At 61.7% G+C, this 26,880-nt stretch carries 23 protein-coding genes and 2 pseudogenes; 11 read left to right on the top strand and 14 right to left on the bottom strand.

Annotation, left to right across the window (positions count from 1 at the left end; all coding sequences use genetic code 11):
• Nucleotides 1-26 precede the first annotated feature (26 nt).
• From ASF57_RS22385 to ASF57_RS22360, 6 genes are all read right to left on the bottom strand, one after another.
• Nucleotides 27-1,121: an enolase C-terminal domain-like protein gene (locus tag ASF57_RS22385; RefSeq protein ID WP_056487693.1), complete on the bottom strand. Its 1,095-nt coding sequence runs from the start codon at nt 1,119-1,121 to the stop codon at nt 27-29.
• Nucleotides 1,122-1,138: 17 nt separating this feature from the next.
• A complete protein-coding gene (locus ASF57_RS22380; RefSeq protein WP_056487690.1) occupies nt 1,139-2,926 on the bottom strand; it encodes a thiamine pyrophosphate-requiring protein in 1,788 nt (595 codons plus the stop codon).
• A 179-nt stretch (nt 2,927-3,105) separates the two neighbouring features.
• Nucleotides 3,106-4,059, bottom strand: coding sequence for an SMP-30/gluconolactonase/LRE family protein (locus tag ASF57_RS22375; RefSeq protein ID WP_056487687.1), 954 nt, complete (start codon nt 4,057-4,059; stop codon nt 3,106-3,108).
• Between the two features lie 904 nt (nt 4,060-4,963).
• On the bottom strand, nt 4,964-5,647 hold the full coding sequence (gene can, locus ASF57_RS22370) for a carbonate dehydratase (RefSeq protein WP_056487682.1): 684 nt from the start codon (nt 5,645-5,647) through the stop codon (nt 4,964-4,966).
• 142 nt (nt 5,648-5,789) lie between these two features.
• Nucleotides 5,790-7,598, bottom strand: a complete 1,809-nt coding sequence (locus ASF57_RS22365; protein WP_056487679.1) for a glycoside hydrolase family 15 protein — start codon at nt 7,596-7,598, stop codon at nt 5,790-5,792.
• Between the two features lie 105 nt (nt 7,599-7,703).
• The gene (locus ASF57_RS22360) at nt 7,704-9,272 is read right to left on the bottom strand and encodes a GMC family oxidoreductase (protein WP_056487676.1); all 1,569 of its coding nucleotides are present in this window, start codon (nt 9,270-9,272) and stop codon (nt 7,704-7,706) included.
• Between the two features lie 249 nt (nt 9,273-9,521).
• On the opposite strand from ASF57_RS22360, the gene ASF57_RS22355 reads away from it, so the two are divergent.
• From ASF57_RS22355 to ASF57_RS22345, 3 genes are all read left to right on the top strand, one after another.
• Nucleotides 9,522-9,881 carry a DoxX family protein gene (locus ASF57_RS22355; protein ID WP_244477066.1) on the top strand — a complete coding sequence of 120 codons (360 nt, stop codon included), beginning with the start codon at nt 9,522-9,524 and terminating at the stop codon, nt 9,879-9,881.
• Between the two features lie 82 nt (nt 9,882-9,963).
• Nucleotides 9,964-10,413, top strand: a complete 450-nt coding sequence (locus ASF57_RS22350; RefSeq protein ID WP_056487670.1) for a cupin — start codon at nt 9,964-9,966, stop codon at nt 10,411-10,413.
• Nucleotides 10,414-10,579: 166 nt separating this feature from the next.
• Entirely contained in the window at nt 10,580-12,247 is a 1,668-nt protein-coding gene (locus ASF57_RS22345) for an OFA family MFS transporter (protein WP_056487667.1), read from the top strand.
• 214 nt (nt 12,248-12,461) lie between these two features.
• Here ASF57_RS22345 and ASF57_RS22340 read toward each other — a convergent pair whose 3' ends face one another.
• Nucleotides 12,462-12,743, bottom strand: a complete 282-nt coding sequence (locus tag ASF57_RS22340) for a hypothetical protein (RefSeq protein WP_156376283.1) — start codon at nt 12,741-12,743, stop codon at nt 12,462-12,464.
• A 113-nt stretch (nt 12,744-12,856) separates the two neighbouring features.
• The gene (locus ASF57_RS22335; RefSeq protein WP_056487661.1) at nt 12,857-14,719 is read right to left on the bottom strand and encodes a chloride channel protein; all 1,863 of its coding nucleotides are present in this window, start codon (nt 14,717-14,719) and stop codon (nt 12,857-12,859) included.
• 78 nt (nt 14,720-14,797) lie between these two features.
• Between ASF57_RS22335 and ASF57_RS22330 the strand changes: the two genes are divergently transcribed.
• Complete coding sequence (locus ASF57_RS22330; RefSeq protein ID WP_056487658.1) at nt 14,798-15,235, top strand: helix-turn-helix domain-containing protein; 438 nt, start codon at nt 14,798-14,800, stop codon at nt 15,233-15,235.
• Nucleotides 15,236-15,249: 14 nt separating this feature from the next.
• Here ASF57_RS22330 and ASF57_RS22325 read toward each other — a convergent pair whose 3' ends face one another.
• Nucleotides 15,250-16,371, bottom strand: a complete 1,122-nt coding sequence (locus ASF57_RS22325; protein WP_056487655.1) for an HPP family protein — start codon at nt 16,369-16,371, stop codon at nt 15,250-15,252.
• Between the two features lie 399 nt (nt 16,372-16,770).
• On the opposite strand from ASF57_RS22325, the gene ASF57_RS26025 reads away from it, so the two are divergent.
• Nucleotides 16,771-17,076 (top strand): hypothetical protein, encoded by a 306-nt coding sequence (locus ASF57_RS26025; RefSeq protein WP_156376282.1) that lies wholly within the window; start codon nt 16,771-16,773, stop codon nt 17,074-17,076.
• 87 nt (nt 17,077-17,163) lie between these two features.
• Here ASF57_RS26025 and ASF57_RS22320 read toward each other — a convergent pair whose 3' ends face one another.
• The gene (locus tag ASF57_RS22320) at nt 17,164-17,637 is read right to left on the bottom strand and encodes an Rrf2 family transcriptional regulator (protein WP_056487650.1); all 474 of its coding nucleotides are present in this window, start codon (nt 17,635-17,637) and stop codon (nt 17,164-17,166) included.
• A 96-nt stretch (nt 17,638-17,733) separates the two neighbouring features.
• On the opposite strand from ASF57_RS22320, the gene hmpA reads away from it, so the two are divergent.
• The 4 genes from hmpA (at nt 17,734) to ASF57_RS25130 (ending at nt 21,098) form a co-directional block, all read left to right on the top strand.
• Entirely contained in the window at nt 17,734-18,975 is a 1,242-nt protein-coding gene (gene hmpA, locus ASF57_RS22315) for an NO-inducible flavohemoprotein (protein ID WP_056487646.1), read from the top strand.
• A 49-nt stretch (nt 18,976-19,024) separates the two neighbouring features.
• The gene (locus tag ASF57_RS22310; protein WP_056487643.1) at nt 19,025-19,453 is read left to right on the top strand and encodes a PAS domain-containing protein; all 429 of its coding nucleotides are present in this window, start codon (nt 19,025-19,027) and stop codon (nt 19,451-19,453) included.
• Nucleotides 19,454-19,482: 29 nt separating this feature from the next.
• Nucleotides 19,483-20,265: a 5-formyltetrahydrofolate cyclo-ligase gene (locus ASF57_RS22305; protein ID WP_082504313.1), complete on the top strand. Its 783-nt coding sequence runs from the start codon at nt 19,483-19,485 to the stop codon at nt 20,263-20,265.
• A gap of 140 nt (nt 20,266-20,405) precedes the next feature.
• Nucleotides 20,406-21,098, top strand: a complete 693-nt coding sequence (locus tag ASF57_RS25130; protein ID WP_082504339.1) for a GntR family transcriptional regulator — start codon at nt 20,406-20,408, stop codon at nt 21,096-21,098.
• Nucleotides 21,099-21,258: 160 nt separating this feature from the next.
• On the opposite strand, the gene ASF57_RS22300 is transcribed toward ASF57_RS25130, so the two are convergent.
• A complete protein-coding gene (locus ASF57_RS22300) occupies nt 21,259-21,801 on the bottom strand; it encodes a DUF1003 domain-containing protein (RefSeq protein ID WP_056487935.1) in 543 nt (180 codons plus the stop codon).
• Nucleotides 21,802-22,647: 846 nt separating this feature from the next.
• Between ASF57_RS22300 and ASF57_RS27100 the strand changes: the two are divergent.
• Both ASF57_RS27100 and ASF57_RS22290 read left to right on the top strand, forming a co-directional pair.
• Nucleotides 22,648-22,791: pseudogene (locus ASF57_RS27100) on the top strand (dihydrofolate reductase); the annotation flags it as partial.
• A 204-nt stretch (nt 22,792-22,995) separates the two neighbouring features.
• A complete protein-coding gene (locus ASF57_RS22290; RefSeq protein WP_056487638.1) occupies nt 22,996-23,379 on the top strand; it encodes a VOC family protein in 384 nt (127 codons plus the stop codon).
• Nucleotides 23,380-23,567: 188 nt separating this feature from the next.
• Here the strand turns inward: ASF57_RS22290 and ASF57_RS27095 are convergent.
• From ASF57_RS27095 to ASF57_RS22280, 3 genes and pseudogenes are all read right to left on the bottom strand, one after another.
• A pseudogene (locus ASF57_RS27095) lies at nt 23,568-23,744 on the bottom strand (PAP2 family protein); the annotation flags it as partial.
• A gap of 130 nt (nt 23,745-23,874) precedes the next feature.
• A complete protein-coding gene (locus tag ASF57_RS22285; protein ID WP_244477065.1) occupies nt 23,875-25,077 on the bottom strand; it encodes an AI-2E family transporter in 1,203 nt (400 codons plus the stop codon).
• A gap of 532 nt (nt 25,078-25,609) precedes the next feature.
• A complete protein-coding gene (locus ASF57_RS22280) occupies nt 25,610-26,125 on the bottom strand; it encodes a DUF3280 domain-containing protein (protein WP_056487635.1) in 516 nt (171 codons plus the stop codon).
• Nucleotides 26,126-26,880: the final 755 nt, after the last annotated feature.

Below are 26,880 nucleotides of genomic sequence, written 5' to 3'. Positions count from 1 at the left end.
GATCCTTTCGAGGGCGTGGCGAGCGGTCAGACGGCATAGGCATCAGCGTCCTGCGATTTGAGATTGAGGCCATGGCCGGGCCGCGAAAGGTCCGGGCTGATCGTCCCGCCGCATGGGACCGGTGCGCCGTCGAAGAACATCGCCTCGATCCGTACGTGATCGTGAAACCACTCCAGGTGCCGGAAGCGGGGCACGGCCACCGCAGCGGGCAGATGCAGGGCGGGCGCACAGTGACCCGAAAGGTCGAGATGGGCCGCCTCGCACAAGACAGCGGCTTCCAGGAAGCCCGTGTAGCCACCGCAGCGGGTGACGTCCGCCTGCGCCACGTCAACGGCCCCAGCTTCGAGGAGCCCCCGCAGGTCGTCGAGAGTGTAGACGTACTCGCCCGCCGCGATCTCCATGCCTGGCGGTGCGGCAGCGCGAACGTCGGCAAGACCGGCCAGATCATCACTGGTCACCGGCTCCTCGAACCACGCGACGCCAAACTCCTTCGCCGCCTCGGCGAAAGCGATCGCGGCCTTTGGAGTGAAGGCACCGTTCGCGTCGATGAAAAGGGTTGCCTTGCCAATGGACTGCTTGGCTGCTTGCATGCGTGCGGGGTCACGGCACGGCTCACTGCCGACCTTCATCTTGACACCGCTGCAGCCGTCGACCTCGACCCAGCGACTAAGCTGTGTACGCAGCTGCCGATCGTCATAGCTGGTGAAGCCGCCGCTGCCGTAGATCGGTGCGCTGTCGCGCGCTTGTCCAAGCAGGCGAGCGAGCGGCAGGCCAAGCAGCTTGGCTTTGAGGTCCCATAGAGCGGTGTCGAAGGCCGAGATGGCGTTCGCGGCGAGCCCAGTGCGGCCGAGGTTGCGCACCGCGCCGCGGAGCACCGCGTTCGCCCGCGGGATGTCGAGGGCGGACAGCCCTAAGATCCTGGGGCCCAGCGCCTTACCGACCAGCGCGGCGGCGCTCGCGTCCGTATAGCTGTAGCCGAGCCCGCTCTCGCCGCCGGCCTCGACGTGGACGACGACGATCGTCGTCCGGTCCCAGGCCAGTGTGCCGTCGGCTTCAGGTGCGTCGGTGGGAACGGTGTAGGCCCTGGCCTGCACCGACGCGATCATCGGATCGTCGCGCATGGGGTTGATGCCTGGTTCTACTTGCTGCCAGGCAGGACGGAACTCAGGACCTGCCTCGCCGTGTCCACGAGAAGGTGGCCCTCCTTCGGATCGCCCTTGCCGAGCATCGACATGAAGTTCTGCACCTGCTGCAAGGTGAGGAACGGCGGTAGCGGTGGCACCTCGGGGTCGGTTTTCACCTCCAGCACCACCGGCAGTGGACTCGCCAGAGCCTCGTCCCAGGCGGCGCCCATGCGTTCGGGATTATCGACATAGATACCCCTTAAACCAATCAGCTCAGCGAACCTGTGGTAGGGCACGTTCGGGATGTTCTGGCTTGCCTCGAACTTCGGGTTACCCTCCATGACCCGCTGTTCCCAAGTGACTTGATTCAAGTCCTCGTTGTTGAATACGCAACAGATCCAGGTTTTGTTGGACCAGCGATGCATGTACTTCGCGACCGTGATCAACTCGGCCATGTTGTTCATCTGCATGGCACCGTCACCGACGAGCGCGATTACGGGCCGGTCCGGATGCGCGACCTTGGCCGCGATAGCGTAGGGTACCGCCGCACCCATCGAGGCAAGGCCGCCCGAAAGGGAGCACATCTGGCCACGTCGCATCTTGAGGTCTCGGGCGTACCAGTTCGCGCAGGAGCCGGAGTCCGAGGTGATGATCGCCCGCTCGGGCATACGCGGTGAGAGCTCCCAGGTCACCCGCTGGGGGTTGACGGGGTCGGCTTTCGCCATCGCCCGGTCCTCGGCCTCCTTCCACCAGGAGACCATCCCCTCCTCGATGCCGGTGCGCCAGGGGCCGCCCTCCGCCTTCTGCTTCAGGAGCGGCAGCAGCGCACGCAGCGTCTCGCCGGCCTCGCCGCAGAGCGGCACCTCCATGGGGTAGCGCAGCGACAGCATCTCTGGTGCGATGTCGATCTGTACGCCCCGCGCTTGACCCTCCTTGGGCAAGAACTCGGCCCACGGGAACCCGGAGCCGATCATCAGCAAGGTATCGCATTCCTCCATCATGTCGGAGGACGGCTTCGAACCGAGCAGCCCAATGGTGCCGGTCACGAACGGTAGATCATCGGGCAGCGCCGCCTTGCCGAGCAGCGCCTTGGCCACCCCCGCCTGAAGCTTGTCGGCCACCGCGATGACCTCGTCGGTGGCGCGCAGCGCGCCCGCACCGACGAGGATTGCCACCTTCTCGCCGGCGTTGAGCACGTCGGCGGCACGCTCGAGATCCTCATCGAACGGCACGACCTTGGGCGCGGCGTAGCCGACGCCGGAGAAAGTGTTGCCATGCTTGCGCACAGGCCCTTCGTAGGGGATGTCCTGCAGGTCGTTGGGTAGGATGATAGCCGAGACTTTTCGCTCTGCCTTGGCGATGCGCATGGCGCGGTCGACGATGTGGCGGACCTGCGCGGGCGAGGAGGCTTGTTGCACGTAGGCGGCCACGTCCTTGTACACGCTCGTGAGATCGAATTCCTGCTGATAGTGGGCACCGTTGACGTTGCGTGCCTGCTGGCCCACGATCGCAAGCAGCGGCACGTGGTCGAGGCGGGCGTCGTACATGCCCGTGAGAAGATGCGTCGCCCCCGGACCGGAGGTGGCCAGGCAGACCCCAACCTCTCCAGTGAACTTGGCGTAGGCGCTCGCCATGAAGGCCGCCATTTCTTCATGGCGGACTTGGATGAACTCGAACGGCGAGCCGAGGCGCTGCATCGACCCCAGCAGACCGTTGATACCATCGCCGGGGTAGCCGAAGATTGTTCTCACACCCCATTCGGCGAGCCGTTTCCAGAAAAAATCGCCTACAGTCTCGGCCATGGATGGTTGCTCCTGCGAGCGCTCAAGACGGCCGGCGCCGTACAAAGCGTCTAGTGCGGTGGAGAATGAAATATAGTACGTCTACATCGAATTTTGTTCGGCTATTTTGTTAGGTATCATAGGTTTCTAACTGTAAGCATTAAGTCTGAAATTATAAGTAATACCAGGGCGGGTGATCTTCAGGGTGGCCTCATGGTAGAATGATCGGCGTTGAGATCGATAGCGTAGAGATTGGCTTGTGATGTAATAAACAAGCGCGCTTCATCTGGAGAAAAGCAGAGATTTGAGCAGGCCTGTGGTGTCGGAATCAAGCCAAGCGGTAGTCCGGTACTTGAAAGAACCTGCACGCCAGCTTCCGAGCTTGTCCAAACCCAGCCCCGGCTGTCGACACGCAGGCCGTCCGGTATACCTGGGTCGATCTGAGCGAAGACACGTCGGTTCTTAAGCTCCCAGGTCCCGGTCACGTCGAAAGCGAAGATCGTGTGCCGGTCGCCACCAAGGGAGCGGGAGGTGTCGGTGACGTAGAGGGTCTGGCCATCAGGGGTAAAGGCGAGACCGTTAGGCTGTTCTAAATCTGCCATCCGGGTCGCCTCGAATGTCACCGGATCGACGCGGTAGACGCTGCAATGGTCGATCTCGGACTCTGCGAGTAGGCCCTGCTTGGGCATTTTCAGGCCAAAGCTCGGATCACTGAACCAGAGCGCGCCGTCTGCAGCGCAAACAACGTCGTTGGGGGAGTTGAAGCGTCGTCCCCGGTATCTCTCCACCAGGGGTTCGTAGCGTCCATCCGGCGTCGTACGTGAAAGGCGCCGGTTCCCGTGCTCGCAGTGAACGAGGTTGCCCTCGCAGTCGATCGTATGGCCATTGATAAACGGCGTCGCGTCGACGACGACCTCGACGCGCCCATCCTCGTGCCAGCCGAGCACGCGTCGTCCCTCGATATCGGACCATACGAGCGATTGGCGAGCAGGCCACCAGGCCGGACCCTCACTGAAGGTTGCTTGGTCGTAGAGCGAAAGGAGCCGCGCCGAGTGAGGTACGACCACGGAAAAACAGGAGTCCAGCGCTTCAGGCGGATCCACGTGCGGGACGGCATGGGGAGGTCCTGCAACGCGTAACAGACCAGGCACCATCTTAGCCCTCGTGAAGTCTCGACAGCAATCAAGGTCCCGCGGCGCTTGAATTAGCCGGAACACCAAGCTGAATTGACGAAATAGGCCGGCATTTGCATGTTGAATGCCGCTGAAACAAGACCAAACAGATTTTCTCTCTAGATGGATTTTGCACAGTCCGGCCGCCATTCGTCAACGCGCGTGTGCATCATGTCTGACATCGGGGCTGCTCAGGAGTAAACGAGAACCATTTGTAGCTAGGTCTGTATAAAAGTCGTTGTTGAAGGGGTTTATAGGGTGAGAAACAAATAGTATCCAAGACCCTTCATCGAATGCCGAGCCATCCGAAGACGGAACCAGGACGGGACCGGTTCGCCGGCTCTGATGGCAGCAACGAACTCCCATGCCGCACCTTGGATAAAAGTCGGCACGGGGCGGTCCTGCCGGATGGCACAACGGATCCCGGCCTGCTCTCTTCGTCCAAAAATGTTCCAATCATGAGTCGCTAGCATCGCTGCGTCTCCGTGCGATTTCTCTGAGGGCGCCGAGTTCTCGATCCGACCGTTTCGACGATCGTAGCTGGCGTCTGACGGCCTGATGGGTACTTTTCGAGAGTGCCCGAGCTCAGGATGGCGAACAAGCCTGTGTGTACCCTGCCGTACAGCCATTCGACGCCGCTCATCTAATAAACTGAAGGGCACGCTAGGGACCTTGCCTGTCCGTTCAGGTGCTTTATTCTCATGAAGCTCTTCTGAGTTTTGAGGCGGTGGCAGCGGCGAAGGCGATAGGTGGCGGTGCCCTGTGTCAGAAGGCGAACGGGGATGTTGGCGCCTCGTCCGCCAGCACGATGGGGCGGGCGATCTGCGAACATGCAATGCGAACCGCGGCCGGTGCTCACGTTATGGTGGTTTCGAGGATCTTCTATCTATCGTTCAGGTATAAGCACCGACTCGGCCGGTGCGGGCTCCTTCAGCGCTCTAAGTGAGACGTCGTAGCGTTGCTGCCACAATTGCCCATTGCTGACGCCGGGAACGAGTTCACGAAGGAGTCCGTCCCGTAAGCTGTAGATTAGGCCGTGTACCGAGATGCGGCAGCCTCGATACCAAGCGCGCTGCAGGATCGTGGTGCGGCACACGTTGGCTACCTGCTCGATGACGTTCAGTTCCGCGAGCCGAGCGCACCGGTCCTCGTCATCGATTGCGGTGTCGATCCAGGCCGCGTGCTTGAATGCGATATCCTCGATATGGCGCAACCAATTGTCCACCAACCCAGCTGAGCGCTTCTCGGCTACGGCCTGGACGCCGCCACAACCATAATGACCAACCAGCAGGATATGCGCGATCTCAAGAACCTCGACAGCATACTCCAATGCCGATAAACAATTCAGATCCGAATGCACGACTAAATTTGCGATGTTTCTGTGTACGAACACCTCTCCCGGTTCCACGCCGATAATCTCATTGGCTGGCACGCGGCTGTCCGAACAGCCGATCCACATGTAGCGTGGGGATTGCTCCTTAGATAAACGGGTAAAGAATGCGGGGTCGTCAGAGACCCGCCGCGCTGCCCAACCACGGTTGTTGGCAAAAATCTCGTCGAGACTGCACATAATTCTCTCCTCTCCATGCGAGCTCAGTTTAGTGTTCGCGGGACGACGAAGGCGGCATGACGGGGTAATGCTTTAGGTGACGTTGATTCGGCCAGGATTGTGCGCCTGGAGATTACTCTGCTGGAGAGCAAGATCCTGGCTTTCAGTCGCACGGCCCGCCGTCGCCAGCTTTCCCCATGTCCGCTGCCCGGCCACGCCGCAGCGTGGGACCCGAGAGGCTAAGAGCCGTCTGGATGAGCGCGAGGTGGCTGAGGGCTTGCGGGAAGTTGCCCGAGAGGTGCCGGCCGGGAACGTTGTACTCCTCAGCCAAAAGCCCCAGATCGTTCCGCACAGCGAGCAGCCGCTCGAAAGTCTCGTGCGCTGCCTCACGCCGCCCTTGAAGAGCTTGGCAGTCGGCTAACCAACAGGTGCAGGCGAGGAAGGTGCCCTCCGGGTTTGGGCTGCGCGCCTTCCAGCGCCTCACCAGACCCTCGTCGACGAGATCCCGTTCGATTGCCGCGATGGTGCGTGCAATGCGCTCATCGTCAATCCGAAGAAATCCGACAAGTGGCAGCAACAGCAAGCTGGCATCGAGCTCTTGTCCACCATAGTAGTCCACAAAGGTGCCTAGCCCAGGATCGTAACCTTCCTGGCAGATCTCCGCGTGCATGCAGTCTCGCAGGTCCGTCATGTGCGACAGCATCGCCGGGTCGGCATCCGCCACCTTGGCTCGGCCGTCGAGGAAGCGGTCGATCGCGACCCAACACATCACCTTGGAGTACACGTAATGGCGTGGCTCGCCGCGCGCCTCCCACAGTCCCTGATCGGGCTTCCGCCAAACCGTCTCGACATGGCGTACGACCGCCTCCTCGAGGATCCGCTCCTGGTTCGAGCGCTCCACCCCTGCTTGGGCTGCGAGATGAATCGTGTCCATCACCTCGCCATAAATGTCGAGCTGACGCTGGCCCGCCGCCGCGTTGCCGATGCGCACGGGTTTGGACCAGCGATAACCGGGCAACCATGCGACAGTCCATTCCTCCAGCCGGCGTCCTCCATCAATGCGGTACATGATCCGCATCTTGTCAGGATCACCCGCGACAGCGCGCAACAGCCAATCGCGCCAGGCGACGGCCTCCTCCGTAAACCCGGCATTCAGCAGCGCTGAGAGAGTGAAGGTCGAGTCACGGAGCCAAGCGTAGCGGTAGTCCCAGTTCATCTCACCGGCGGGAGCCTCCGGTAGTGATGTCGTTGGGGCTGCGACAATGCCCCCGGATGGGCGATAGATCAGGGCCTTCAGCGTGATGAGGGAGCGGCGCACGGCCTCCGGCCAAGGCGTCGGATTTTTGAGCTGGCCGACCCACTCACGCCAGTATTTCTGTGTTGCCGTGAGCGCTCGCTTCGCATCGATGCGATCTGGGGCAGGCTCGGTGGAAGCGCCGTACATCAACTCGAACGATAACTCGTCCCCTTCATTCACCTCAAACTCAGCCTCGATGATCTGCTGATCGCCACTGAGGACAACAGGGGCGTGCAGGACGACAAGGCCTGGACCGGTGCGGGCGAGCGCACGCTTGCCGTGCCGCTCTAGCCAGGGGGAGAGCGAACCGTAATCGAATCGCAGGTTGAGTACGGTCCGGACGCGTACGCTTCCGCGCAGGCCGGTGACGATCCGCACCAGGACGGAGTTGCCGTCCCCCACCGGCATGAAGTCGGTCAGGCGGACCGCGCCGTCGCTCGTATGGAAGTCGGTCTCGAGTATGAGCGTGTCGGGTTGGTAGCGGCGCTCAACCCGCGCGGATTGAATGGGAGCGAGCCTCCAGCTGCCATGCTCGTCCGTACCGAGTAGGGCAGCCAGGCATGCGTCCGAGTCGAAGCGGGGCCAGCAGAGCCAGTCGACCGACCCGTCGCGGCCAACCAGTGCAGCAGTCTCGCCGTCGCCGATGAGGGCATAATTCTCGATGAGTTTTCTCATGGGCCTGTCCTCTGGCAGACAACTGTCACAGCATGCAGCGCGCGCCCTGTAGGATCCGGAACAGGTCAGAAGGCGGGCCGCGGAGCGGGGGCGCGTAGCATGTCGTCAGGTGAGGCGGCGCTCGATGTGGTCGGCAACCCGCAATGCGTTGGCAATGATCGTCAGCGTCGGGTTCACGGCGCCGATCGAGGGGAAGAAGCTCGCGTCGGTGGCGTAGAGGTTATCGAGTTCGTGCGCTTTGCAATTGGGGTCCAGAACGCTTGCCTTCGGGTCTGTGCCAAAGCGAAGGGTGCCAGCTTGGTGCGCGGTGCCTGACAGCGGAATATCCTTGCCGAGATAGAGAGAACGCTCAAATATGTAGCTGTAGAGCCCGCCTGGCTCGAGCAACTCCTCCAGCTTCAGACGCAGCCGCTCGTGCGCCTCACGATTGTTTTGCGCAACGTTGAGAGTCACGCGTCCGTCGCGGCCGATGGTGATGCGGTTGTCGGGGTGAGGTAGATCCTCGCTCTGGAGCCAAAAGTCGACGGAGTGGCGGGCCATCATGTCGAACGGAGCATTCGGCAGGAACTCCGTCCAGGCGGGGAACTCCTCGCCTCGAATTTGGTCCGGGTGCGTCTTGGCGCACATCTGGATCAGACCCATCGGGAACTCCCACTCCTGCGATCCGAAGTAGAAGTCGGAGACGGCGAGGGTCTTTTGGAAGATGGTCTCGTTGACCTCCTTCGACAGTCCCATGAGCACCGACATGTTATGGCGGATGTAGTTGCGCCCGACTTGATCTGAGCCATTGGCGAGACCGTTCGGGTGCACGGCGTTGGCTGAGCGCAAGAGCAGCAGCGCCGAGCACAGCGCACCGCAGGCGACCACGACGACGTCGGCTGAGTAACGCTCCTCCTGTCCTTCCCGAGTCACGCAGACGCCGGTGACTGTCCTGCCAACGGGGTCGGTCTCGAGTCGTGAGACGTAGGCGTTCACGAGGAGCGTGACGTTGTCGTGCCGGTCTAATGTCGGATCGACGGTCATCACTTGGGCGTCGGCCTTGCCGTTCAGCAGGCAAGGGAAGCCGTCGAAGGCGTCACAGCGGATGCAGATCGAGGTGGGGGTGGGGCGGCCGTTGCGCTCGTCGAGCTTGATCCCAAGCGGCAGGTGGAATGGGCGCAATCCGGCCTTGCGCCAATCGTCGGAGAGCTTCTGGATCCGCGGCGCATGGCTCACCGCCGGGTAATCGTAGGGACCGCTCGACCAGGGCTCGTTCGGGTCCTCGCCGCGGTTGCCGTGCACTGCGAAAAGGCGCTCCGCCTCTGCGTAGTAGGGCTCGAACTCTGCGTAGGAGACCGGCCAGGCAGGCGATACGCCGTCGACGTGGCGAACCTCTCCGAAGTCGCGCTCTCGCATGCGGAACAAGGCTGCGCCGTACACCTTGGAGTTGCCGCCAACATAGTAGTGCAGTCCCGGATGAAAGGCGTGACCATCACCTCCGTACCACGTCTCCTTTGCTTGGTACTTGCCCTCGACGAACACGGCTTTCGCGCTCCAATTTTCTTGGGAGCGGGGAAGGTAGTCGCCGCGCTCCAAGAGTAAGATGCGCTTGCCGGTACTAGCGAGCCGGCTGGTCAGCGAGCCGCCTCCCGGACCTGAGCCGATCACGATGACGTCGTAATGATCCGCCGGCATTCAACGTCCTGCTTTGAAGTGTTCGAACTTGCGCTGCCAACGTGGAGACCCTGCCAGCGTTGCAGCTCCCAAGGTAACCGGTTCGTGGCTCGAAGCGCCGGATGGAGCGTCGAGAACAGTACGTTGGCAGACAAGAATCTCACTTCAGGAACGCCGGTCCCCAATGGATCATGCCCCGTCTCGCCCCATTTACATTGAATGATGGATGCCGAGGCGATGACAGGGCTCAACCTTATAGGGATACCACTCGTGGCGAAGATCTGCCTCGTGTGCCTGTTTCCAATAAGCGCGCTGGATAAGATGGTACATTGGCATGACGCGATAAAGCAGGCCTCATCCGGTCCTCTGCCTAGTCCAGCTGTACTTGTTGTCGTCGGCGTTTTTGTAGAGGCAGTGACGCCGGTGATGATTGTATTGGGCTGGTTCGACCGGGCCGCTGCCTTCGTGCTCGCAGGCTTCTGCGTGGTTACTGCACTTTTTTATCATCGTTGGTGGAAGTACCCGGACTTCTGGTCGGAGAACGGCAAGGGCCGCGCGCACTTGTGGGACTTCCTCAAAAACCTGGGCCTCGTAGGCGGATTGCTACTGGTGGTCATTGCTGGTTCATAAGTGTCCACCTCTCGGGCAACCGAATGCCCCCCACAGAGAAACCCAGTCCCAGTCCCGGCAACCCCTGAGGAATACTGAGCGTATGACCGATCAGCAGTCGCCCCGCATGCCTTATTGGCATGTCTACACTGACGCCGAGGGCGTCAGCCGCCAAAAGCGCTGCGAGCTTTCGTCCTTCGTGTTCGAGGGCGTAAACGCGGAGGTCGCCCCGCAATGGAACGACAAAATGGATCCATCGAAGGCTGGCGTGACCTTTACTGTGCTCCCCGCCGGTTGGATCGGTGACTGGCACGAGAATCCGAAGCCTCAGTGGATCGCGGTTCTCACGGGCCGATGGTTTGTCGAGACCATGGACGGCACCCGCGTCGAGATGGGGCCCGGCGAGATCATGTTCGGCGAGGACCAGAACACGAAGGAGAGCGACGGGCGGACCGGTCATCGTTCCGGCACAGTAGGCGATCAACCCTGCACGATGATCGTCACCGGCCTCGACGTCGAGCCGACCGTCGACCTGCCTGGTCGCTTTAAGTAATACACCTTTCACGCACCGTGTGAGCTGAGTCCCGCTCCGTTCATGTTCAGCAGTTCGCGTGGGGCCCCGGGAATGTTCTTTCCCGGAATAAATAAGCGATTACCGTGTTGATTTATTCAATCGAATAACAAGGCCCTACGAGGCCGCTGAGGGAGAGAAGCCTGAGATGAGTGTTCGCGTTGCTGGCGCGTCCTTGGCGGACGCGCGTTCTCATGGCTGGTTATCCCGCGACAATACCATTGCAGAGCCCGGCTTCAACCGTTGGCTGGTGCCGCCCGCGGCCCTCGCCATCCACCTCTGCATCGGGATGTCCTACGGGCTGTCGGTGTTCTGGCTGCCCCTGTCCCGGGCGCTCAGCGTCGGCCAGCCCGCGCCGGCCGCCTGCCCGGACATGAGCATCGCCACGGCGCTGTTCACCACCACCTGCGACTGGCGCGTCAGCGACCTCGTGATCGTCTTCTCCATCGGCATCGTCATGCTCGGCTTGTCGGCGGCGGTGTTCGGCGGCTGGCTGGAGCGAGCCGGTCCCCGCAAGGCCGGCCTCGCGGCGGCCCTCTGCTGGGGCGGCGGGTTCCTGATCGGCGCACTCGGCGTCTACCTGCACCAGCTCTGGCTGATCTGGCTCGGCATGGGCCTGATCGGCGGCATCGGCCTCGGGCTCGGCTACATCTCCCCGGTCTCGACCCTGGTGAAGTGGTTCCCCGACCGGCGCGGCATGGCCACCGGCATGGCCATCATGGGCTTCGGCGGCGGCGCCATGATCGGCTCGCCGCTGGCCACCCTGCTGATCAACACGTTCAAGACGCCGACCTCGGCCGGCGTGTGGCAGACCCTGGCGGTGATGGGCGGGCTCTACATCGTCGCGATGCTCTGCGGCGCCTTCGGCTACCGGGTCCCGCCCGCCGGCTGGCAGCCGCCGGACTGGGTCGCGCCGAGCGCGAAGAGCGCGATGATCACCTCCGGCCACGTCCATCTCGACAAGGCTCACAAGACTCCGCAGTTCTGGCTGCTCTGGACCGCCCTGGCTCTCAACGTCTCGGCCGGCATCGGCGTGCTCGCCCTAGCCTCGCCGATGCTGCAGGAGATCTTCGGCGGCGCCCTGATCGGTCAGCCGGGTGTCGGCTTCGGACAGCTCGATGCCGGCCAGAAGACCCAGATCGCGGCGGTGGCGGCCGGGTTCGTCGGCCTGCTCTCGCTCTTCAACATCCTCGGACGCTTCTTCTGGGCGTCGATGTCGGACAGGATCGGCCGCAAGCTCACCTATGCCACCTTCTTCGTCCTTGGTTGCCTGCTCTACGCGGCCGCGCCCTGGGCCGCCGGCATCGGCTCCAAGGCGCTGTTCGTGCTGTTCTTCTGCGTGATCCTGTCGATGTATGGTGGCGGCTTCTCGACGATCCCGGCCTACCTCGCCGACGTCTTCGGCACCCAGTTCGTCGGCGCCATCCACGGGCGGATCCTGACCGCCTGGTCCACGGCCGGCATGGTCGGCCCCTTCGTGGTGACGGCGATCCGCCAAGCCCAGGTCGATGCCGGCATCCAGGGGGCGGCGCTCTACACCCGGACGATGTACATCCTCGCGGGATTCCTTGCGGTCGGCTTCCTCGCCAACCATCTGGTGCGACCGCTCGCGGCGCGCTGGTTCATGACCGATGCCGAACTCTCCGCGGTGGAAGTCGAGGGAAGCGCGAGCTCGGCGCCTCTGCGTTTCGGTTCCGGCGGGATTGGGCGCGGGGGCTTCAGTCCGCTGGCGGGACTGGCTTGGCTCGCCGTGGGAATCCCGATCCTGTGGGGCATCTGGACCACACTGTCGAAGTCGCTGATCTTGTTCAGTTAGGGGCCCTCATACATAGGCCGAATGGGTAGGGATCGGGGCCAGTTCCCCGTCACTCCCGGAGCGCTCTTCGCATGATGACGGGCGACCTGGCGCACGGGAGTGGTCGTCCGTAGGCCCGGCAGAGGTAGCATGTACCAACAGGGTGAGGCGGGTGAGCTTCACAGCCACGGCTTCCAGGATGGTCAAAGCAGGATGCAGGGCAGCGTCGAGAGCTTCAGCCGCCACACTGGAACATGGCTTGGAAGACATCCTGGTGGCCAACCAGAAACGTCGGCGCCGGCGGTAGGCGGGCGCGGAGTACAGGGTCGAATCCATAGTAGGCCGTCAGAAGTTCGGGCTCCGGTACGCCGATGCAGAGGCGGTGTCGTCCATCGCCCAAGGAAGCAGCTACGAGCATCATGTCCCGCGGACGGCCGAATGCTTCGAACTGGTCCTCGAACGTGGCACGGATGTCGATCCATTCAGCGTCATCGAAGATACGCGTGATCCACAACATCGGGATCTCCAAACAAAGGTACGCCATTTTACATGTGTACTGCCCGCGTCGAGACCGTACAGTGAACCGAGTTTGCAGTCCTGAACAACTTCGAATCGAAAAGCGTCGGGCACCTAGCTATCAGAGCGCACAACAGCCTGCGCACGCTTTCTCGCGTATCGTGTCTTCGCGTGTCGGATCATCCGGTGACTGAGAAAGGTTCGGCGCTCTCGCTCGGACTGAACGACCGTCGCTCGGACTTGCAGAAGGTCCTTACGGGTGAGCAGGCCGACCAGGGCGCCGCTTTCGGCTTCCGTCACAGGAACTCGCCCTTGGCCGGTCGCCATCATGATGTCGAGGGCGCGGGCGACGACGTCCTCCGGATGAACGACGGCCAGGGACGCATCGGAGACCCGTTCCTCGAGGCGCTCGCCGGCGTGTCCACCCTCCGCCTTCCAGCGCAGGGCGTCGCCGCGCGTGACCAAACCCACAGGGCGCCCCTGCCCATCGACGACCGGATAGGCGTGATGCCGTCCGGTCTCGATCATCCTGACGGCATCCGCGATCGACTGCTCCCCATCGAGCACATCGACCGTGCGGGTCATGACCGCGCCCACGCGCGTCAGCTCGTAGGGATCGAGCCCGTACTCGCGCGTCACGTGCTGCCCGCGCCGGGCGATCTTCTCCGTCAGGATCGAGCGCTTCAGGAGCAGCACCGTCACCGCGTAGGCCGCGACGGTGGCGGCCAGCAACGGGGCCAGGATGTGAACGTCGCCGGTGAGTTCCACCGCGAAGAGCGCCCCGGTCAGCGGCGCGCGCATGGTGCCGCCCAGCATGGCGGCCATGCCCAGCAAGGCCCAGAAGCCGGGCGTTCCGGGCAGGGCGAGGCCGACGACCCAGCCGAGGGCACCGCCGAGGATGAGCAGGGGCGCCAACACGCCTCCGGACGTGCCGGACGACAGCGCCACCAGCCAGATCGCCGCCTTGACGGCCAGGATCGTCAGGACGGCCCGGGCGGCGAGATCGCCGGTCAGGAGATCGCCGATCACGTCGTAGCCGACTCCGAGCGCACGGGGTTCGACCAGACCGCCCAGGCCGACGAAGAGCCCGCCGATGGCCGGCCACCACATCCAATGGATGGGCAGGCGCTCGAAGGCGTCCTCCAGGACGTAGAGGAGTTTCGTCAGGAGGCCCGACTGCAGTCCGGCGAGAATGCCCAGTCCCGCGCAGGCGATCAGGCCCCACCAGGGCAGGGCCGGGCCGGCCGAGAACGGGAACAACGGCCCGATTCCGAAGAGCAGCGGGCGCCAGCAGGTCGCCGTGATGGCGGCGGCGGCCACCGGGATGAAGCTGCGCGGGCGCCACTCGAACAGCAGCAATTCGACGGCCAGGAGCACGGCCGCGATCGGTGTCCCGAAGATCGCGGTCATCCCGGCCGCGGCGCCGGCCACGAGGAGCGTCTTGCGCTCCGCCGCACTCAGGTGGAAGAACTGCGCGAACAGGGAGCCGATGGCGCCGCCCGTCATGATGATCGGCCCTTCCGCACCGAACGGCCCGCCGCTGCCGATCGAGATCGCCGAGGAGATCGGCTTGAGCACGGCGACCTTCGCCGACATGCGGCTGCCGCCGATTAGGATCGCCTCGATGGCTTCCGGGATGCCGTGGCCTCGGATCTTCTCCGAGCCGAAGCGCGCCATCGCCCCGATCACGAGCCCGCCCAGGACAGGCACGAGCACCATCCAGGGTGTCCGCGCCGCGGCGGCCATGGAAGTCGGCGTCGTGTCGAGGCGGCCGAACCAGGCGAGGTTCGTCACCAGGGTGATCAGCTGGACGAGCAGCCAGGCCGCGAGCGCCCCGCCGGTGCCGACGACGAGCGCCATCGCCACGAGGATGAGGACGCGCCGGTCGGTGGTGAAATCGCCCAAGGGGCGCTTCGGGTCACCTTCAAGCCCCCTTCCACGGCTGGCGGGGATTGCGTTCGATGTGTCCTGCTGCATGGATATCCTACCCAACGTGGGCGCAGATATATATCGTAGAACGATATAGTCCAGGGCCGGGCAGCAGAGGTTACCCACATGACCGCGGAGGAGCCGGCACGAGAGGGGTTATCACGCGAGCAGTACGCAGCCATTGCAGCCTTTCGCTACCAGCTCCGCCGCTTCCTCGCGTTTAGCGAGGCCGCTGCGCAGCAGGCTGGCCTGCCTCAGCAGCAGCACCAAGCCATGCTGGCTATTGCGGGACACGTGGGACCCGAAGCTCCAACGGTTGGTGTCCTGGCTGACCGGCTCCTGATCGCGCCTCATACCGCCGCCGAGCTGGTCTCGCGGATGGTCGAGGCGTCCTTGTTGACCAAGAAGCGGAGCGCGCATGACGGGCGTCGAATGGAGCTCGCCCTGACGTCGCGAGCAGAGGCTGTTCTCGCCGAACTGACGACCGCGCACCTCGAGGAGCTCCGGACCATGGAGCCCGCACTCGTTCGCGCGCTCAGAAAGGTCGATCGAAGCTCCGCTTGAACGATCCGTCAGGATCAGCGCACGAGACCCTTCGTGGACGCAGCGCGCGCGAGCGTCGCCAATAGGTCCGTCTGGGTAATCACGCCGAGAACTTTCTTGTCCGTGGATGTCACGATGATCGCATGGGTGCGGCCATCGCTCAACAAGGGAACCAAGCTGACAGCCGGGGCAGTAGGCTCTGCCGTTCTCGCTCCGGACATAGCCTCGGCGATACGGCCTGAGCCTTTGAGCGCCAACTCGCGCAGCCCCAGCGTCCCCTTCAGGCGACCATCCGAATCGACGACCGGAAGCGTTCTGATGTTGTGCGTGAGCAGAAGCTCGCGCGCGCGATCGACGGTACCATCCAGACCGATCGTCACGACGTCACGGGACATCACATCACGGCACGTGAGCTCGCCTTGTGTACGTACCAGCGCATGCTGTTCGACCTGGCGTAAGAGCCTGTCGAGATCGGAGCGATCGATGTCCAGTGCTTCGTTGAGCTCGGCCAGGGCCGCATCCACATCGTCCGGCGTGAACCCGACGCGGATCGATGCCGGCAGGTCGGTCGTGCCATGTGGGTTAGCCGAAACCGCGACGGCAACGTGCGGATAATTCCGGCGCGAAAGCTTATGGAACACGATACCGAGGGTGACCAGGATCAGCGAGTTGATGCAGACCGGGAACAAGGGGAACGTGTAACCGGCCGAGGTCACCGCTGGTCCACCGATCAGGGCCGTCAAGGCAGCTGCGCCGCCCGGAGGATGAAGCGAGCGCGTGATGGACATCGCGGCGATCGCAAGCGAGACACCCACGCCGATGGCTATGACCGGATCTGCGACGAGGTGGGCGGCGACCACGCCCATGAGCGCGGAGATGGTGTTGCCGCCGATGACCGGCCACGGCTGCGCAAGCGGACTGGCCGGTACGGCAAACACCAGAACCGCCGACGCGCCCATGGGCGCCACGATCAGGGGAATGTGTGGCCCCTCTCCGAAGAACAAGCCGCAGATCAGTCCTGTGAGCGCGATGCCGATCAAAGCTCCCACGCAAGCGATGAGACGCTCTCGAAGAGTGGCACCTGCGAGAATCGGTCGGAAGATGCGGAAGCCGCGAATGCGTCCGCCCTGCGAGGGGGAGCTGCTGGGATCAGACATACGAGAGCTCATGTCAGTGCTGAAAAAGAGCGGGGTCCACCGAAAGCCGGCGGTGCTTCAACCGTGAGCCCCCGAATGCGCGCTCTGGCGAGCACGTGATCGATACGCCTGCGATGGAGAGCCACCGGCCGAGCCGGAGCGGGACGACGATCTTGGCACCCTGAGCCCTCTAAGATAGACGTGTCATGTATCTTCTATCGGCGCAGGCCTCAGAATGCAACATTGGTATGCAGTATGCCTAATGCCGAGGCAGGCCGTTTCACCTCCCGATTACCGGGAAAACGCGGGCGCTTCGCTTGGTCAGATGAGGTACGCGTCCCTTACCGCATGGCCAACTGCAGGAGGCACGTTTCCTATCGGGATGTCTCCATGCCGCCAACTAATACGTAAGTAAGCGCAATGCTGTTGATCCTCGTGGCATGTGCGGTTCTAGGATTTTTCAGCTTCCTGGACTTGTTTGAAGGGTCTTGGGGAAAAGTTGTCAGTGAAGACATCCATCTCACGCTTGGCGTAACAGCGTATCTTTTTGCGATTGGATTAATCTGCCAGCAAAGTGGGCTGATCGGCGCTTCGGTTGTCACGCTGTTGGGTTGGCTTACTAACGATGTTGTGCGGAAAACGCCAGAACTTGCAAGATGGCAGTGGTCCGCCGCGCCGATGAGCGCGCTGGTTTTGTTGATTTATGTCTGCATTTACGTCGCGTAACGTCGCTGCTTCCGCGACGTTACGCGTAAGCCTTTGTTCGCAGCATCAGCGTCCGATGTCCGATGTCGGCTCAATCGAATTTTCCCTTCAAGCACGATTTCCCGCGCTATCAACTTGGTCAAAATGAAGTGGTAAGCCAAGGAGCGCTGCGATCTCTGCCCCGGAACTCTCTTCTATCAAGTCGGCAAGCGTGTAGTGGTCCAGCACGGCAAGGAAGGCTGCGAGCGCCTCACCAAGTACGCGTCTGAGGCGACACGGTGCGCTGATCGCGCAAGATCCGCCCGCGAAGCATTCCACCAGGGCAAGATCCTCCTCGGTCTCGCGAACCACGGCGCCGACAGTGATCTCTGCGGCAGGCTTGCCAAGGCGTAAGCCACCGCCACGGCCGCGGCTTGTCTGGATAAACCCCGAACGGCCCATCTGGTGAACGACCTTGGTCAAGTGACTTTCCGAGATGCCGTAGGCACGTGCGATCTCGGCGATCGAGCTCTGCTGCGGTTCGTGCAGCCCGAGATAGATCAACGTGCGCAGAGAGTAGTCCGTGTACCGAGTGAGTCGCATAAGGGCTCCAACGAGATTCAGAAGGTATAAAGCGCTTGCATCTTTCAAGCCAGGCCGGTAGAAGGTCTATGCATTCTGCATCTTTGAGAACCGCCGATGCCTTCCTCGCTCGCGCCTTCCACCATCGTCCTCATCAAGGCCACCGTTCCGGCGCTCGAGGCGCACGGATTGAAGATCACCGAGCGCATGTACGAGCGCCTGTTCAAGAATGTGGAGATTCGAGACCTCTTCAACCAGTCGCACCACGGTGAAACCGGGTCGCAGCCGAAGGCACTGGCCCAAAGTGTCCTGGCCTACGCACGGAACATCGACAATCTGGGCGCGATGTCGGGGGCTGTGGAGCGCATTGCTCAGAAGCATGTCGCTCTCACGATCGTACCCGAACACTACCCCTACGTGGCGGATGCGTTGCTCGGCGCCATAGCCGATGTTCTCGGTGATGCGGCCACCCCCGAGATCTGCGCGGCCTGGGGCGAGGCTTACTGGTTCCTGGCTGAGCTTTTGATTGGCCGTGAGGCCGCGATCTACCGTGATCTTGCCGCCAAGAGCGGTGGTTGGAACGGGTGGCGCGAGTTCGTGGTGGAAAGTGTCACGCCCGAGAGCGAGACGATCCGTTCCTTCGTGCTCGTCCCGGCTGATGGCGGTCCGGTCCTGCGTCACGAGCCAGGGCAGTACCTTGGTTTCAAGCTCGATCTGCCGGGTCACGGCATCCTCAAGCGCAACTACTCGATCTCCTGTGCGCCGAACGACCGCGCCTACCGCATTACGGTCAAGCGCGAGGCCCAACCCAATCTGCCGGCAGGCGTCGTCTCGAATTGGCTGCATGACAATGCCGGGGTCGGAACGGTCCTCTGCTCGACACCGCCTGCCGGCGACTTCTTCCTGGACCGACAAACGACAGACCCCGTGGTGCTGGTAAGTGGCGGGGTCGGGCTTACGCCGATGATCAGTATGTTGGAGACCATCGCGGCGACCACGCCTGAGCGGCCGACCTGGTACGTCCACGGGGCACTGAACGGCCGTGTGCATGCGATGCGTGACCACGCTCGTGCTCTGACCGCTGGAAAAGCAAACCTCCGCCTCAGCACGTTCTACATGCAACCGGAGAATGAGGATCGATCGGGCGAGCACTACGATGTGGCAGGTGTGATCACGCCGGAATGGCTGGTCAGCGAGACGCCTCACGAAGCGGCGACCTATTATCTTTGTGGCCCCAAGCCCTTCCTGAGCGCCATGGTGAATGGTCTCAAGCACAGGGGCGTGCCCGCAGAGCGCATTCGGTTCGAGTTCTTCGGGCCTGCGGACGAGCTGACCGAGGAGCCTCGGCAAGCAGCTTGAACGGACGTGCGCGAGTAGGGACTACGTCCATGCCGGAGGAGAAGGTCACGTGGACTACGCTCAGACTGTCGCCAATGCCATCCTAGCCGCTGCCGCTGACGCCGTGATCGCCTCCGACAGCGAGGGGATCATCCGGGTCTGGAACCCGGGCGCTGAGCGGATCTTCGGTTATGCAGAGACGGAGGCTGTTGGGCAGTCGCTCGACATCATCACACCGGAGCGTCTGCGCAAGCGCCACTGGGACGGCTACCGGAAAACCATGGCGACAGGCGAGAGCCGCTACGGCGAAGGCGCGCTCCTGTCCGTTCCAGGGGTCTGCAAGGATGGACGGCAAATCTCACTCGAGTTCACCATCGTGCCGCTCAAGGATGAGGACGGATCGATGACCGGCATGGTCTCCGTCCTCCGAGACGTTTCGGTGCGCTTTGCCGAGCTGAAGGCTTTGAGAGAGCAGCTGGCCAAGGCCTCTGCGGCGTAAGCGGGAACGCATTAGCGAAGGAGAGTCGCATGGCCGGACGTTCAGCTAAGCCGCCGGATCAAGCGCCAGGAGCCGTTGGCACCTCATCAGGCCTGTTCAACGAGTATAGTTCGCCGCCCTGTTTCATGCATGAGCTCGACGAGAGCTTTCTTGGTTTGGGCGCAGAGAAAAAGCCCGCGTCCAGAGCGACATCTCTTCAAGGCGAATGCCTGGATTGGGCAGCGGTCAGGCAGTGGCGGAAGGACACGCGCGCGGCTCTCATCGACGCCCGTGTCCACATCGCAGCACCGGACCGCGCGGCTTGGAGCGCGCGCATCGGGCAGAGCCTCGAAGCGGCACTGCTGTCGGTGCCGGGTAAGCTCGTCGGGTTCTACTGGCCCTTCCGAGGTGAGTTCGACGCCAGGCCTGTTCTGACCAGTCTGCGTGAGCGTGGGGTCCGTCTCGCTTTGCCCGTCGTAGAGGAGAAGGCTCAACCCCTACAGTTCCGGGAATGGTGGCCTGGGATTTCAATGACCCGAGGCGTCTGGAACATTCCTATCCCCACCGAAGGTGACGCTGTCGGTCCTGACGTGCTGATAGCACCCCTGGTGGGCTTTGATTCGGCTGGGTTTCGCCTCGGGTACGGCGGAGGTTTCTACGACCGAACGATCGCGCACAGCCAAGTGCGCCCGTTGGTCATCGGCGTGGGCTTTGAGCTGGCGTGCCTACCGACGATCCATCCACAAGCTCACGACGTGGCCATGGACCTCATCATCACGGAAGCAGGAGCAAAGCATATATCTTCTGCGCCGCTCCGGAGGTCTGTAGAATGATGGTAACCACGTCCGCTTTCTCTAGATGACGGCAGATTTTCCGCCGATCACTTATTCCTATATATTACACCGATAAAATGTAAACTTGAACCATCGCGCAGTGGAAATGTCTCTGGATCTATATCTTTGTGGGGCACCTCATGTCTGGCGATTACCAAATAGAACTTGCATCGATCGGCGGTCAGGTCACCCTTAGGGATCGTGCCTACGAGAGCCTGAGGAACGCCATTGGTGCTATGGATATCTATCACCGAAATGAGGAGGTGCGCCTCGACGAGCGTAAACTGTCCCACGATCTCGGGATAAGCCGGACGCCTGTCCGGGAGGCACTTAACATTCTACAGCAACAAGGCTTCGTGCGCTCGGAAGCACGGCGCGGCGTGTTCGTAATCAGGAAGTCCAAGCGCGAAATCATCGATATGGTTTACTCCTGCGCAGCTCTTGAGAGTATGGCAGCCCGACTTGCGTGCGAACGGGCGACGGACGCCCAGATTGGATCGCTGCGAGGATTTCTCACGCAGCCCGATACAGAATATTCTTCTGAGTCATCAAATGAATATTTTGTTTTTAACATTGAATTTCACCGCAAAATCGTCTTGCTCGCTCAATGCCCGGTAATACAATCATTGACGAATAGCATGTTCATTCATCTGCAGAATATTCGAGATAGATCGTTTGCTCAAAATCGATGGCTCTCGGAGGCGATCGCAGCGTACACCGCGATCATGGAGGCGCTCGAAGTCAGGGATGCCGAGGCAGCAGATCGAATGATCCGGGTCCATGCACTGGCTTCGGTAAACCACATCAATCTATGCGGTGGCTACCTTGACTAATTTCAGGAATGAATTTCGGAGCGTTAAAGCTGGAGTTCAAATATCTGGAAACGAGCAACGGAAACTTGGTTGGAAGCTGCCTTGTGTGGGAACCTCATCCCCTGCCTGATGCGCCGAACGCACCGCAGGGAAGCCTAGTCGAGCCCTCGCCCAGCGTCAGTCAGGTCGCGGGACCGGCGCCGACCGCCACGGCGATCGCCTCGACCCGTGCCGATTGCGCGGCCAGCATGCCTTCGAGGCGCTCCGTCCGGACGTGGTCGAGCTTCTCGTGCAGGGCCATGATCTCGACCTCCGCCTTCAGGTTGATCTCGTAGTCGAGTCCGGCCGCTAGCCTGTCGCGGGCCGCCTGGCGGTTCTGGGACATCAGAATCACCGGGGCCTGGAGCGCCGCGACCATCGACAGGATCAGGTTCAGGAAGATGTACGGATAGGGATCGAAGCCACCAAGGCGGCCAAGGATGACGGTGTTCACGACCACCCACGCCACGAGCATTCCCGAGAAGACTAGGATGAAGCCCCAGGAGCCGCCGAGCTGGGCCACACGATCCGCAAGGCGTTCGCCGAAGGTCTGGCGTTCGACGAGGACATGGTTCACGTCCCGTGACACGTGGCACCGCCTGGCGACGTGGAGGATCACCCGGCGTTCGCGCTCGGACAGGCCCTCCAATCCGGCTTCCGCCAGTTGGCGGGCAAGATATGCCACCGCCCCATCGACGGGAGGCTTATCCCCACTAACCGGCTTCGCATCGCCGCCGGAGAAAATCGTGGCAGTCGGCAAGGGGAACTCGGACATCGGTGGCTCACAAGGCTGCGGGCGTTGCGGAAAACATCATGGATGATGCCCTTCAAGACCGAGTTCGGCATCCGGCCATGATGGCAGCGTAACAGCTTGAGGCGCATAAACGGGCGCAGGACGTCTCACGAACCTGGCGAGAGCGGCCCGGGTGCTCTGCAGGGCACCTCGCCGCCACGAGGCGACCGGCCAGGTTCAGGGAAGCGCCCGGGTTCCCCCTCCTTCGTCAAGGTTTCGTCCTCGCGTGCGCTACCGGGCCGTCGGATGCGGAGGATCAATCAGTCGGCCGACGAGGACCGGCGCGGCGACAAGCACGCCTGCGAGAACACGATGAGCGAAGCAAAGGGCATGATCGGTGCCTTGCCGTAAGCCGAAGGCCCCACGTGGTATCGACAGTCTAGGCGGAGACGAGTACCTCGTCGCTAATCCTCAGGACGGGCCGAACGTCGAGCTGATGCGATTGCTCCGGCAGACCACGGAGGTCGCGCCGAAGCGCTGAGGCGTACATCGTTGCCGGCACAGTGACCGAGGAGCGGAAACTCGCCCTGTCATATAGATCTATCAGCGAGGCGTCCGATTCGCGGGTTCGATAGCTCGGCGGCCAGCGCCTTGAATACGCAGAGTTAAGCGCCTGTCAGCAATCGCGATGTGTCACGATGGAAGAGGACTTGGCCAGCCGCCACATGTCACTTTCCAAGTTCTGGATCGCGAAATGTAAACCCCCTCCCCTCCCAAGTCAGTATCTGCTCGCTGGGGATCGACGAAATGCACCTGGCGGTGTCGCCCGTTGTTCTGGGCCGGGGCGAGCACCTGTTCGCGGGCATCGACCTGCCGAGCCTGGGCTATCGGGTGACGGAGACGGTCCCAATAGAGCTTGCGACGCACATCGTGCTGACGCGCTGGCCGCTGGAGGTGAACCGGGCATTACCTCAACGTTCGGAGCCGACCCCCATACGGAAGTTCGAAACGCCCGCTGCCGCCGGAAGCACGCATGGGGGTGGGAAGCCGACGCTTGCTGGAAGGCGGTCGTCGCAGGAACGCTGCCTAATGCGCGTTTAGCTCCGTACAGACCGGTCAACATACAAGCGAGAGGGAAAGGCTGAGATGGAGGTGACTGTTTCCATCGACGTGCCGTCGATCGAAGATGGCCTGAAGTTCTTTGGTGACGTCTTTGGTTTTGTCGAGACGTCCCGGCCTCATCCCGGCTACGCGATGTTGACCACGGGTGATGCGACGATCGGGCTTCTCGCGAAACCGGCTGGATCCTCTCCTGCGCCGGGAAGCAACGACCTTCGCCGGTACGAGCGCCATTGGACGCCGGTGCACATCGATTTCCGTGTCGACGACTTCGAAGGGACCCTCGCACGCGCCTTGGCGAACGGCGCAAGGTCAGAACAGGTGCACCGCGTGCCGGGCTTTCCTCCCGTTGCGTTCTGCAGCGATCCTTTCGGCCATGGGTTCTGCATTGTTGGCGTGAACAAGCCATAGTACCCCAGGTACATGTGGTGCCGGTGAGTTCCCGCGCCTCCACAGGCTTAATCTTGGATGGGTTCAGCAGGGAAACGGGACACTCATGGCATGGTACAGGTGCCGCCAGGGAAGATGTCCAAGGATCGACGGGCTTTCGTAGAAATAGCCCCTCCGGCGATCCGCTCGGGGTGACAGCGCAAGGCACCCTATGCCTCGATGCCGGCCTCCCCCGGGCCATGCCCGGGTTCCTCGATCTGGCCACGCCGCTGAAGCTGGAGGGCTACGCCCCAGCACAGCACCGCCCAGGCCGATCCCACGCATCAGCCCGCCAGCACGTCGGTCGCGTAGTAGACTTCTATAGACCGGCTCGTTCCGACAGCGACCGCATGCATGCCTTCCCTACCGGCACTCAGACCCGACATTTTGGATCAAGCCGAGGAGGCACTCTTCACGCTTCACGAGAACCTGCCGTCCCACCCGAGGGGGGTTCCGTAAGATCAAGAGTGCGTTCCGTCATGATCCAATGATGTGACCGATCGGTTTAAGCGGCTCGACACGATCGGCTATGATTTTCAACATAGCCAACAACGGCACTGCAAGCAGAGCACCCGGAATGCCCCAGAGCATATGCCAGAAGAATAGTGAGATGATCACGAGGACAGGGTTGAGCGTAAAGCGCTTGGCCAAGAGCATGGGTGTGATCGTCTCACCTTCGGCGATATGGATCAGTAGATAGACCCCTGCTGGCATGAGGGCGAACCAAGGCCAATCGAGGCTGAGCACACCCACAACGAAAAAAATTAACACACCCGCGATTGGACCGAGAATCGGAATGAAGTTCAACAGGAACGCCGTGGCTCCCCAGAGAAGCGGCGTGTCGAGGCCGCAGGCCCACATAGCGATCCCCGTCACCACACCGACAATGGCATTCATGATCGTGATGGTGACGAGGTATCCGGTGATGTTGATCTCTATTTCCTGTGCGATTTCTACGGCCTGACGCTTACCAGAAAAGGTCGGCAGTACCTCAACAAATCCACGCAGCAGTCGGTCCCCGGAGGCGAGAAGGAAGAAGAGCACGATCATTGTTGTGAAGAAGCGCGACAGGATGGTGGCGGTGCCTGTTACCAAGTTGCCAGTGAGCGTCGAAGCAGGTTTCGCAGCGACTACCTCCTCGTTCGCTTCCTGTCCTCGGCCCGCGGTAATATCCTCGACGGCTTGCAGGCCTTGCTGCAGCATATCCAGAGGCTGGCGTAACACTGCGACTTTCTCTCTAAGAAGCGGCAGACTCTCGGGAGCCCTTCGGATCCATCCTGATGCAGGTATGGAGGCCGTAAAACCAACACCCGCGATGGCCCCAAACACAACCAGAATCAGTAGTCCTGCGGCGAGGGCATCGGGCAAGCGAAGCTGTTTATGCAGGAGTCGCATGGCTGGCGCGAGCAGAAGCTTCAGCACGAGCGCCAGCACGAGGGGCAGGATGATCTCCTGGCCAGCGTATAGCGTGTAAACGACTGCAAGGAGGCTCAGTACGAGAATCCCTGCAGATCGAACTCCGCGCGGAATTGCCTCCCCGGCGGCGACAGCTTCACGGGCTTCACGCTCGTGGCGCTCATCCGCGCGATCATTGGCAAGCGAAGGCTGAACTGCGCCTAGTTCTCGCGTGATCGCCACATTCTCCTCCCGCATCCCTCGTGTATCGACAACGGGGGGCATGATGGAATGATCCAGCGAGGATCTGAGCCGAGGAAGGGTTGTGCAGGTCGTCTCCCCGCCGCGAAGAGTGCGGTAGGATTTAACGCGACGCCTCTATTGGGCGATCCCATTCATACTGAAATTAAACATGGAGCATGATTGAGGGGTAGCGCAAAATCGCGAGCATTCGAGGGGCTTGTCGACCATCCGGACCGTATGCCAAGCAAAGGTATGCGGGTCGCGCGCACGGCTGCCGCGAAGGAACCTGAGCCGCCGTTCCTGCCGACGACATCCTCGCCCAAGCGTTCGTCTCCCAACCAACTAGTCAATGAAATAGGCCTTTATTCCTTATCGGTGCGGGCTTTAGAGGATGTTGTTGGCTTCGGCATCGGTATCAACTCCTCTCGGTCGGTCCCTCGTTCGGCGAGCGCCTTCTCCGATGGAGGGAACTCGCGTTTCCTGGTCGATGACTTGCGTTTATCGGTTGTGTCGTCTGTCATCTCTATTGTCTCGATCCGTCGAAAGAAATGGGTATTACCGTAGGTTCACATCATTATTTCATATCTTCCTTGACGATCTCGGTGGAAGGCATTCTGTTCTTCACGAGGTACTTCAAGCCGTGTTCGAATGAGAGATCGTTGTCGCCACGAATATCGACGGTGTAAGCTTTCTCAGGTGCATCGGCCTTTAAGTATTTTACGTATACGTTGATGTTGAGAATCAGGTTTGAGACTTTCTGGATCTCACCTGTTATGACAACATCGGCGCCGAGCTTCCGGGCGAAGTCGTTGGCACATCCACCACATCTGCGTAGGTCCGCGCTCTTGGAGACATCCTCTCGGACCGGATCGGTCGAGACGATGCGATACCGGCCATTCTCGCTGAGTAGCTTACGCAGCAGATCGGTCAGGGGTCCAAGCCGAGCCTTGTCAGCTTCGGTTGGTCCTTGAGCGCCGAGATTAGCAAACTGGAAGTCGAAGACAGCCGCGAGGGGCGTTTCGGCCTGAGCACATGTCGTGGCAAGCGCGGTCGCACACGCGATCAGGGTTGTCGGACACCAACGGCGCATGGGTCTTCCTCTGCTGCGCTCTGCCTGTTCAAGGTCGCACATATGGGGAGAACGTCGTTGAGGTGACCTGCGTCCGCATGATCTGACCTCGGAAACCGTTATTCCCGCCCAAAAAGCGGCCCCACGGTCGCATCGATTTTTCGCTCTCCCTCTCTGCGACTTTGGATCCTCATCCGATCCAGGGTCCATCTTGCGGCAGTAATCTCTCCTGATGCTCGCTTACGACCCGCCCCTGGAACCAATAGCAGACAGACATCTCCTGTCGCGGAGTGAGCATGGTTTAGTCAACGGTAAGGGACCATCGGCGAAAGCCTCTGGCATGAAGACAGCCCACGTCCCCTTCCGGAGCAATGGCACACAGATGATGGTCGTGCAGCCCTACATTGTCTACGTGCAGTCCCGAGGACACAGACATGCGTCCGAAAGCTTTGTCCGCTGATCTGTGCTGGCTTGAATTTCCGTCGAGGTCCTAGATGACGTTGCCGGTGAGTTCGCTTTCGGCAACCTGGTGTTGGCTTCAGAAGAAAGACGGCCGAGCCCTCGTTCAGGTCAGACCCGGCCGCCGTCGACCCGAACAGCGTAAGGGCGGGTACTCGGGCTGACGTGAGATACGTACCCGATGCACTGCAGGGTGTCTGAACGCATTGTCCGCTACCGTACTACGTTTGAAAGGAAGGCACGCTTGGGCACGATTTGGATTTCAAGGCGGCCGAGCGATTGGACGTGGTCATCTCTATCGCTACCAGCGCCCGCGA

The sequence above is a fragment of the Methylobacterium sp. Leaf117 genome (assembly GCF_001422985.1).
Taxonomy (GTDB): Bacteria; Pseudomonadota; Alphaproteobacteria; order Rhizobiales; family Beijerinckiaceae; genus Methylobacterium.
The sequence above is the reverse complement of the archived record's forward strand: the minus strand, read 5'-3'. Positions and strand labels throughout refer to the sequence as shown.